Source organism: Rhodococcus sp. ARC_M6 (genome assembly GCF_022810305.1).
Classification (GTDB): Bacteria; Actinomycetota; Actinomycetes; order Mycobacteriales; family Mycobacteriaceae; genus Rhodococcus_F.
On the sequence record NZ_JALGQH010000009.1, the window covers coordinates 181,736 to 189,915 of the forward strand.

At 61.8% G+C, this 8,180-nt stretch carries 7 protein-coding genes and 1 pseudogene; 1 reads left to right on the forward strand and 7 read right to left on the reverse strand.

What is annotated here, in order from left to right:
- Positions 1 to 56 precede the first annotated feature (56 nt).
- Genes nadC through nadA form a run of 3 tightly spaced genes read right to left on the reverse strand, consistent with a single transcriptional unit; the run spans position 57 to position 3,534 of the window.
- Positions 57 to 929 carry a carboxylating nicotinate-nucleotide diphosphorylase gene (gene nadC, locus MTX36_RS12970; protein ID WP_094273591.1) on the reverse strand — a complete coding sequence of 291 codons (873 nt, stop codon included), beginning with the start codon at positions 927 to 929 and terminating at the stop codon, positions 57 to 59.
- Positions 926 to 2,500 carry an L-aspartate oxidase gene (locus tag MTX36_RS12975; protein ID WP_243620136.1) on the reverse strand — a complete coding sequence of 525 codons (1,575 nt, stop codon included), beginning with the start codon at positions 2,498 to 2,500 and terminating at the stop codon, positions 926 to 928. The genes nadC and MTX36_RS12975 overlap by 4 nt, the downstream gene beginning before the upstream one ends.
- On the reverse strand, positions 2,497 to 3,534 hold the full coding sequence (gene nadA, locus MTX36_RS12980; RefSeq protein WP_094275083.1) for a quinolinate synthase NadA: 1,038 nt from the start codon (positions 3,532 to 3,534) through the stop codon (positions 2,497 to 2,499). Before nadA ends, MTX36_RS12975 begins: the two co-directional genes overlap by 4 nt.
- A gap of 101 nt (positions 3,535 to 3,635) precedes the next feature.
- Here nadA and MTX36_RS12985 point away from each other — a divergent pair, with 101 nt between their 5' ends.
- A complete protein-coding gene (locus MTX36_RS12985; protein ID WP_308198223.1) occupies positions 3,636 to 4,364 on the forward strand; it encodes an NUDIX domain-containing protein in 729 nt (242 codons plus the stop codon).
- Positions 4,365 to 4,373: 9 nt separating this feature from the next.
- Here MTX36_RS12985 and MTX36_RS12990 read toward each other — a convergent pair whose 3' ends face one another.
- The 4 genes and pseudogenes from MTX36_RS12990 to MTX36_RS30550 form a co-directional block, all read right to left on the reverse strand.
- On the reverse strand, positions 4,374 to 4,706 hold the full coding sequence (locus tag MTX36_RS12990; RefSeq protein WP_243620137.1) for an SDR family NAD(P)-dependent oxidoreductase: 333 nt from the start codon (positions 4,704 to 4,706) through the stop codon (positions 4,374 to 4,376).
- Between the two features lie 107 nt (positions 4,707 to 4,813).
- Positions 4,814 to 5,229: pseudogene (locus MTX36_RS12995) on the reverse strand (DUF2252 family protein); the annotation flags it as partial.
- A 22-nt stretch (positions 5,230 to 5,251) separates the two neighbouring features.
- Entirely contained in the window at positions 5,252 to 7,639 is a 2,388-nt protein-coding gene (locus MTX36_RS13000) for a DNA topoisomerase (protein WP_243620138.1), read from the reverse strand.
- A 62-nt stretch (positions 7,640 to 7,701) separates the two neighbouring features.
- Positions 7,702 to 7,956 (reverse strand): recombinase family protein, encoded by a 255-nt coding sequence (locus tag MTX36_RS30550; RefSeq protein ID WP_374230477.1) that lies wholly within the window; start codon positions 7,954 to 7,956, stop codon positions 7,702 to 7,704.
- Positions 7,957 to 8,180: the final 224 nt, after the last annotated feature.

Here is an 8,180-nt window from a genome sequence, read left to right on the forward strand (position 1 = left end):
GGTGCCCGCTCCCTTCGAATACGACAATCTTTGCCCGAATGAACGAGCGACAGAGCCTACATGTCGAGGCCGAGATCGAGAACAGTCACGGAATGCGTCAGACCGCCGACAGCGAGGTAATCGACACCGGTACCGGCATATTCCGCTGCGACATCGAGGCTCAGGCCACCGGACGCTTCGAGCTTCGTGCTCGGCGACACCGTGTTGCGTCGCTGCACTGCAATCTGGGTCTGCCACAGCGGAAAGTTGTCCAGCAGAATGAGTTCGACGTTCTCGGCGAGCACCTCGTCGAGCTGAGTGAGGTTGTCCACCTCGACCTCGCACTCGATGTTCGGCGCGAGTTCACGTACGGCCCGCAGCGCCGCAACTACGGAACCGGCGGCAGCAACGTGGTTGTCCTTGATCAGCGCCGCGTCGCCGAGTCCCATGCGGTGGTTGAATCCGCCACCGACCTGAACTGCGTACTTCTGCAGCGAACGCAGACCGGGAAGCGTCTTCCGAGTATCGCGGATCTTGGCATGAGTGCCGGCGACAGCGTCAACCCACTGCGACGTCGCGGTCGCGATACCGGAGAGGTGGCACACCAGGTTGAGCATCGTGCGCTCCGCGGTCAGCAGACCCAGAGTCGGTGCCATCACGGAGAGCACCGACTGTCCTGCTTCAACGCGGGTTCCGTCCGCGACACGATCGAGCACCTCGTAATTGCCGGCACCGATCACCTCGTCGAGCACCAGCAGTCCGACGTCGATACCGGCGATTGTGCCGGCGGACCGAGCACCAACCGAGGCCTTCGCAACGGCGTCTGCGGGAACCGTCGCTACCGAAGTGACATCCGGTCCGTACCGCAGGTCCTCGTCCAGTGCGAGCCGGATCAGAGTGAGTACCTCGTCGCGGTCGAGGGCGGCGGGCAACGGTTTCTGCGCGGTCATCGATGAACTCCTGTCAAAAATGTGTCGAGCATGTCGAGTGCGCCGTCTCTACCCAGTTTGATTCGGGTGCTACGACGCTGATTCGGGTCGGTCTCGGGATGGTCGGTGCGTGTGTGGCAGCCACGACTCTCGGTGCGGGCGATGGCAACGTCCACCAAAGCGGTAGCAGTCAAGGTCAGTGCTACGTCCTCGAGATCCGGAACAGTAACTGCAACAGTCTTATCGGCAGCTGCAAGGGATATGCGCGCTACTTCGAGTCCCACACCGTCGCGGACGACAGAGGCGTTCGCGGTCATGATCGACTGCACCTTCTCCCGAGGCAGAATCGGCAGGGGACGACGCACCACGTTGACTACTTCAGCGTGAACCTCACGACGCTCCGCGGCTGCGATTCCGGCGCGCTCTCCCACAACCAGTCCTTCGAGAAGGCTGTTGGATGCAAGGCGATTAGCTCCGTGCAATCCGGTACGCGCAACTTCGCCCGCCGCATACAGGCCCGGCACGCCGGTACGCCCATGCACGTCGGTTGCTACGCCACCGCACGAATAGTGCGCTGCCGGCGCCACGGGAATCAGTTGTGTCCGTGGGTCAATATCGGCTTCGAGGCACGACGCCGTAATGGTCGGGAACCGAGCCGCGAACCCCTCGAGCTTTCGCGCATCCAGGTACACATGATCGGTGCCCAGGTCGCGCAATCGCGCCGCGATTGCGCGAGAGACCACATCCCGGGGCGCCAGATCACCGAGCGGGTGAACACCAGCAGTTATCGAATCACCATTGGTGTCAACAAGAATCGCGCCCTCGCCCCGCACGGCCTCACTGATCAACGGCCGTCGACCGAGGCCGCCGGGTGTGAACAGAACCGTCGGATGGAACTGAACGAATTCAAGGTCGGATATTGCCGCACCAGCCTCGAGCGCCAAGGCTATACCGTCGGCAGTAGCTCCGGGCGGGTTGGTGCTGCACGCATACAACTGGCCGAGGCCGCCCGTCGCGAGCAGAACTGCCGGCGCGTGAATTACGCCGAGTCCGTCGGGCGACGAGACGATCAGTCCGCACACCCCACGGCGATTGGTCACCACCTGAACGGCAGCGGCACCGAACAGAACCGGCAGGCCCGCGGCGTTGAGAGCCCGCTGAACTTCCGCTCCGGTGGCGTCACCACCGGCATGAATGATGCGTCGAGTGCTGTGCCCACCCTCACGGGTGCGCGACACCTCGCCGTCTCGGCCACGGTCGAACACTGCCCCGAGTGCAGCCAGAGCGGCAACGGCTTCGTGCCCGGCTTCGACGACGGAATACACCGCTGCTTCGTCACAGAGCCCGACGCCCGCTTCGCACGTATCGGCAACGTGAGAGTCCACCGAATCGGTGCCCAGATCGCCGACAACGGCAATGCCGCCCTGCGCGTACTGAGTGGATGTATCCGTTGGACCACCCTTGCTGACGGTCAAAACTTTCAGTCCCCGCAGGGACGCTGTCCGCGCGGCCGTAAGCCCCGCGACACCGCCCCCCACGACGACCAGATCGGCGTGAGCCTCCCAGGCGAAACGCCCGGCAGGGCTCGTCACTCGCCGCCGCCCGGATTGCCGATCTCGATCATCCGCTGTACCGATTTCTGTGCACGCTTGGCCATTTCGAGGTCGACATGGACTTCGTCCTTGCCTTCGAGCAGGCACCGCAGCAACGCAGCGGGCGTGATCATCTTCATGTACGGGCACGACGCGCGGTCGTTCACGGCCTGGAAGTCGACGCCCGGTGCCGCCTTACGGAGCTGATGCAGCATGCCGATTTCGGTCGCGACCAGCACCTGCTTGCTCTTGGTGGTGCGTGCGGCGTCCAGCATTCCGCCGGTGGAGAGGATCTTGACCTTGTCGGCCGGAACAGCACCTTCGCCGGCCAGGTACAGAGCCGAAGTGGCGCAACCACATTCGGGGTGCACATAGAGTTCTGCATCGGGGTGAGCCTTGGACTTGGCCGTCAGCTCGTCACCGTTGATGCCGGCGTGGACGTGGCATTCACCGGCCCAGATCTGCATGTTGGTGCGGCCGGTCACGCGCTTGACGTGTGCACCGAGGAACTGGTCCGGCAGGAACAGCACCTCACGGTCAGCGTCGATGGAATTGACCACGTCAACCGCATTGGACGATGTGCAGCAGATGTCGGTCAAGCCTTTGACCTCTGCCGTGGTGTTCACGTAGGAAACCACCAGGGCATTCGGGTTGTCGGCTTTCCACTCGCGAAGCTGCTCCGCGTTGATGGAATCAGCCAACGAGCAACCCGCGCGCTCGTCCGGGATCAGCACCGTCTTGGACGGCGACAGGATCTTGGCGGTCTCGGCCATGAAGTGGACGCCACAGAACACGATCGTGTCCTCGGGAGCCTCGGCTGCAATACGCGAGAGCGCAAGTGAGTCACCGACATGATCAGCAACGTCTTGAATGGCAGGCAACTGGTAGTTGTGCGCCAAAATGGTGGCGCCGCGCTCGCGAGCCAGACGTTTGACCTCCGCGGCCCACTCCGGGGTCGCTTCGACTCCGGTGTATCCACCGGGGCCGTCATGAATCTGCGAGGTCGATCCCTCCCATAACGTCGTGGTCGTCATGGCGTTCTCCTTCACCGTGAACCCGGGCTAGCGCCCAGTTCAAATCCGAACGGGCTGGCCCGGATTTCCGTATTCGAGGTTTTCGACTTACGATCGAAAACGTGCCTCATAGTAACACCACCCACGAAGTGCTTGCAGCGGTGTTCCAGGTTCGCGCCTTCCCCACCGACATCACCGCAGGTGACGGCAGTCACTGCCCTGGCGGGCGCGAAGAACTGGCCGTGCTGCTCTGGCAGCGCGCCCTCGATCCCCAGAAGGGCACCTGGTCACTCCCCGGCGGTACCTTGCGCGACGACGAAGACCTCACAACCTCAGCCCGCAGGCTCCTCGCTGAGAAGGTAGACCTCCGCAAGGTGGCACACCTCGAACAACTCTCCGTCTTCAGCGACCCGGCGCGCGTGCCGGGCACTCGCCGTATCGCGTCGACCTTCCTGGGGTTGGTCCCTCTGAGCGCGGACCCGCAACTTCCGCCGGATACCGCGTGGCATCCGGTATCGAACCTTCCGGAGATGTCGTTCGACCACGGCACTGTTGTGCGTCACGCCCGCAATCGACTAGCCGCCAAACTCTCGTACACCAACATCGCCTTCGGGCTCGCCCCGGAAGAATTCGCAATGTCTACCTTGCGCGAAATCTATTGCGCGGCACTCGGATACCAGGTCGATGCAACCAATCTGCAACGCGTCCTCGGCCGTCGCGGCGTTCTGACAGCGACCGGAAACACCGCACCGTCCGGAAAGGCCGGTGGCCGCCCGCCGGCGCTGTATCGCTTCACCGACTCCACATTGCGGGTGACGGACGAGTTTGCGGCATTGCGCCCACCAAGCTGAACCGCACTGTTACGCAACAGCTTCGAATACTTCGCCCTGCATCCACGCCGCGCTGACCATGCCCACCGGATCGACGACCCTGTTGATCCCGCCGAATCGCGTCGTCACCCGGTCGAGAATTCGATCTGCCTGCAAGCGATCAGTAGGGTCCGCCACGATGGCAAAAAAGTGGTGCGCCGGCTTACCTGCCATGAACCGAACCAACTCGGCCACCGTCCGGGCAGTGACTGCGACATTCCATCCCGCCTCCAGGAATTCAGACGCAACGCGTGCGCCGTGATCACGGCTGATGTCAGTTACCAGCACTACGCCGCGATTGCGGTCGAATTCGCGAGTATTCATTGCGGACCTCCTGAAGGAATCGAATTACTTGACTCTTAGGTAAGTCCGCATTCTTGTGCTGCCGTTGTGGTGGTTCTGTGAGAACTCTGGGGAAACCTGCGACGGCGTCACCATCCCGGGGCGCTGCGCACAGATCCTTTCGCGATCGCTGCGACTAGTTGAGCATGGTCCCGCTCGTTCTGGTCTGCGTACCGACGCGCAAACGCCGACAATCCCACCACGGCTTTGTCTGATTTTCCCAGATACTCGGAGATGGCGTTTGCGTCTCCGCTTCGCGCGTGAGCGCGAGCCAGAACTTCGCCGCAGGCACTGGCGAACTCCGCCAGGTACGGCCCGATTGTGGCTCCATCAGGAATAGCCTTCATGTCGCGGAACTGTCGAACGTAGAAATCCATGTCGCCCACCCTACGAACATGTCAGTTGCACTTTGAATCATGCTCTGCCCCTGCATAACTCGCTCGCCATGATTGGAATACCGACTCGACTCGACACAACTCTCGTACACTGAGGATCCGGCTTGCTTTCGGAGTCGGTGGCTGTTGCCGTTATTTACCGACCTTGCGCTTCCTCGCTCCGGTGGGAGCTTTCCGGTCCTCGAACTTCAACGTGAAACCGAACGTCTTCTGGCCCTGATAGGTCCTAGCGGCCAGCACACCCTTGGCCAGGTACGGATTGCCAGTCTTACCCTTGGCCTCGAATTCGATGCTCTCCCCCGCCAGCAGCTTTGCCAGTTCCTGCTCCGTGAAGTCCTTGCCTGACCAGTGCTCGTTGGCGCCCCAGCCGCGGCCCTTGAACGAGACCTTCTTACCCTTCCACACTCCGCTGACCAGGTCCGTTCGCGGGGCTCGCTCCTCAAACTGAGGCTTGAAGCCCACAAATGGGTACTTCTTCCCGTTCTTCTCCATCACTCCGGCTTCGAGCTTGCCCTTGCAGGTGTACGGCTTGCCGGTCTTGGTGCTGGTCGCCGTGATCTCAATGACCTCACCAGCCACCAGCGCGCCTACCTCGGCGTCGGTGAACCGGTGCCCGCCGAACCCCCTCTTCGCCGTGCTGACCACGGTGCCGTCGTGGATGAAATGCAGTGCCGGTGGCAGGGTGATGTTCTCGACCGGCTCACGGATCACTCCGGCCTTGGCCATGCGCTCTTTGAGTTCGGCCGGCAACCTGCTCGCGTTCGCCTTCATCTTCTCCAGGTCGTGGCGCACCAGGCCTGCCACCAGCGCCAGGAAGTCAGGAGCCGCGCTCGTACCCGCCTCGATCTGCGCCATCTGCTCGAAAACCTTCTCGGTGATCGTGAGATCACCGATGTGCGTGCCCGGCAGAATCCGGTGGTTGAGTTCGCCGACCGCACTGAGCGTGATCTTGCCGCGCTGCTCACGCATCAACGCCTTGCCGGTGGCGTTGTTGGTAACCTCGGCGTACGTGCTCGTCCGGGTGGCACCGGTACCCACGCTGCGTTTTTCCAGCTGCTTCATCAGCCAACCCATCGTCGGGTGCGGTGGCCGCGTCGGAAACCCTTCGTGGACGAACGGTTTCGCCACACGGCCGAGCGTCGTGGCCGTCGACGTCGGCTCGGTCGCCTCGTCGTCATCCTCCTCGATGACGAACACGCCTTTCCATCCGAGCACTGCCGGGACGTTCAGCGAACCGACGAAGCTCGGGTACTTCTCGACATGCCCGCGATGCTGGTCGTACTCGTAGTCCGGGGCGAGCATCGTCAGGTAGTTCTTCGCCAGGAGTTCGTAGATTTCCTTACCCAGTTCGCCGAATTTGTTCTCCACGGCGGTCAAGTTCGGGGGGACGTTCGGGCCGGGACGGTTGGCACCGTGGGCGCCGCCGGATTTGATGTGACTCTTTCGTGGGCCGCGGCGGGTGAGCGCTGCCGGGTTCACTCCGACGACGCCGGCGATCTTGTCGATCAGCGGTAGCAGTTCGTTGAACTGTTCGATCGAGATGAACTTGTCCTCGGTCCGCGGATAGGACACCACCTGTGCCTCGTACATCCTCTGATACGTGTCGAGGACCTGCTTGGCTTGGAATCCCTTCTTCGACAATAGCGACGAAAGGGCCGCGAGGTCCATCAATTTCGGTGGCCCGGTCTTCTTGCGAGTAATCCCGTCATGGACCACCGGGGAGGACTCGAGGCCGCCGGGCACGGCGCTCTTCTTCTCGAACCGGTCAATGTCAGGATCGGTGTAGGTGACATTGTTCTCGTCACGAAAACGGTTCTCATAGAACGCTTTCTTGACGTAACCCTTGTGCGCGTCGAGGCCGTCACCGACAATCACGACCATCGCCGACTTGAGTCGACCGTTGCGCACTACGGTGCCCGAACCGGAAACCTTCGTCGCCGCCCGTGTGAACTGCATCGACAGCATGTCCCACTTCGACCGGAAGTCTGCCTTGCGGTAGTCACCTTCGGATTCGATCGAGGTCACCGCGCGGCGATTCGTGAACGCCTTCCGCAGCGATGCCGGGGTTTCGTCGAGGAACTCCATCCGCTCGAGCTTTCTGCCTTCCAGACCCAGGTACTCCACGATTTCCCACCCCAGCAGCGAGCCCTCGCCGGTGGGATCAAGATCGGCTGCGTTGCATACGGTCTCGCACGTCGACAAGGTCGCTTTGAGTGCGTGGAGCAGGCTCTTCGCGTCCTGGTCGGTGACCAGCTTCCCGCCGGAGACCTTGCGTCGGATCTCGCGCTCCCACCGGAAGTCGCCGGCATTCCACGGTAGATGTTGCAGATCCCAGCTCTTGTACTGCTCGGAGAGGGATGCGGGCACCATCGCCCCGGGGTCCTTCAATTCCAAGAGGTGACCGCGAGCATTCACGATGACGTATTCCGTGCCGTCGAATGTGCCGCTCATACCGCCCAGCGCGGCAGCGAAGTTCCTTGCCGCCGAGGGCTTCTCGGTAAGAATTCCGACTTTCCCCATACTGTTTCTCCTTCATTGAGGATTGACCATCGTCATACCGGATGCTTCCTTGGCTGCCTAAATCACGTTAAAGCTGTTTTCTCAATCAAGTTCCCATACAGAGCGCTCCTCCCTACGCCCAAGACTTCTGCGATTTCACTCATGGGGACGCCGTCCCCTCGCATCTTGTCGGCCTGCCGCTTCTTCGCCACTGTAAGTGCTGACGGCCGGCCTCCGATACGGCCTCGATCCCGCGCTGCTGCCAGACCCGCCATAGTGCGTTCACGGACTAGGTTACGCTCGAATTCACTTAGGGCGCAGAAGATTTGGAAAAACAGCTTCCCCGCTTGACGTCGTTGTGTCGATGGGGGCCTTGAGTGATTTGAAAGCTACTCCACGCTTTTCGAGTACATCGACAGTGTCGATGAGATGCACTAGCCTCAATCTTGCATGAGAGGCCGCTGCCGGCCTGAGCGGTTCGCCGATCATGTTTTCACGGCCCGAATCAGTATCCGAATATGACCGGTCGACCCGTGTGCAGTCGGGATGCTGCCGGATTCCA

Bases quoted from the DNA above. Each gene is read 5' to 3' on its own strand.
- nadC (WP_094273591.1), bottom strand. From the start codon at position 929: ATGACCGCGCAGAAACCGTTGCCCGCCGCCCTCGACCGCGACGAGGTA.
- nadA (WP_094275083.1), bottom strand. From the start codon at position 3,534: ATGACGACCACGACGTTATGGGAGGGATCGACCTCGCAGATTCATGAC.
- MTX36_RS12990 (WP_243620137.1), bottom strand. From the start codon at position 4,706: ATGAATACTCGCGAATTCGACCGCAATCGCGGCGTAGTGCTGGTAACT.
- MTX36_RS13000 (WP_243620138.1), bottom strand. From the start codon at position 7,639: ATGGGGAAAGTCGGAATTCTTACCGAGAAGCCCTCGGCGGCAAGGAAC.